Here is a 638-nt window from a genome sequence, read left to right as displayed (position 1 = left end):
TTTAGTATCAGAAAAAACCTTGAATAATATTTAAACCGATTAATGAAAGGTTAATAATAAAAAGCTTTCTAATAATTTTATTTTGAACTCTAATTGTTGAAATAATTCCAAGGATTAAAATTGTAATAAATATTATTCCCCATATTAGAACAACTTTAGAATAAAGTTCACTTGATTTATAATAATAGGGGACTGGGCCTTCTCCACCAAAAGGATATTTTGCTGTCTCACTAAGTATTTTTACGATATAAAATTCACGAAGGTTTATAAAAGCAATTAATCCACTGAGAAGAATTGTTACTATTGAAAGGATTAATTTCATTAGAATTATTGAGAACCTTTATTTAGAAGCCAACCAAAGTATAGTCAATTATTGAATTAAAGTACTTTTCTATTTTTTCGTATCGTAGTACTTTTTTGCTAATTGATCAATATAATTTTTTAGACTTTTATTTTCTAGATTTTTTTCTATTTCAATATTTAATTGGTCGCTAAATTTTCTTGAAGCTAAGTTATTTTTTATCAAATATTGGTTATGTACTAATTCATCTATTTTTTCAAATATGTCATTATCTATGAATAATTCTTTCTCTTTATTTGTGCCTACTCTTTCTAAAGATTCGTAGTTACCTCCATGC

Annotated in this window: 2 protein-coding genes; both read right to left on the bottom strand. The window is 24.8% G+C overall.

Annotated elements, in window-relative coordinates; genetic code table 11:
- Positions 1-7 precede the first annotated feature (7 nt).
- Positions 8-322, bottom strand: coding sequence for a hypothetical protein (locus tag FLP08_RS15475; RefSeq protein ID WP_156278075.1), 315 nt, complete (start codon positions 320-322; stop codon positions 8-10).
- A 69-nt stretch (positions 323-391) separates the two neighbouring features.
- Positions 392-638 (bottom strand): hypothetical protein (locus FLP08_RS16340; RefSeq protein WP_162431116.1); only part of this gene is annotated, 247 nt, incomplete at its 5' end.

Source organism: Christiangramia aestuarii, assembly GCF_009735585.1.
GTDB classification, from domain to species: Bacteria; Bacteroidota; Bacteroidia; order Flavobacteriales; family Flavobacteriaceae; genus Christiangramia; species Christiangramia aestuarii.
Note: the sequence above shows the minus strand (reverse complement) of the source record. Positions and strands in the feature narration are given on the sequence as shown.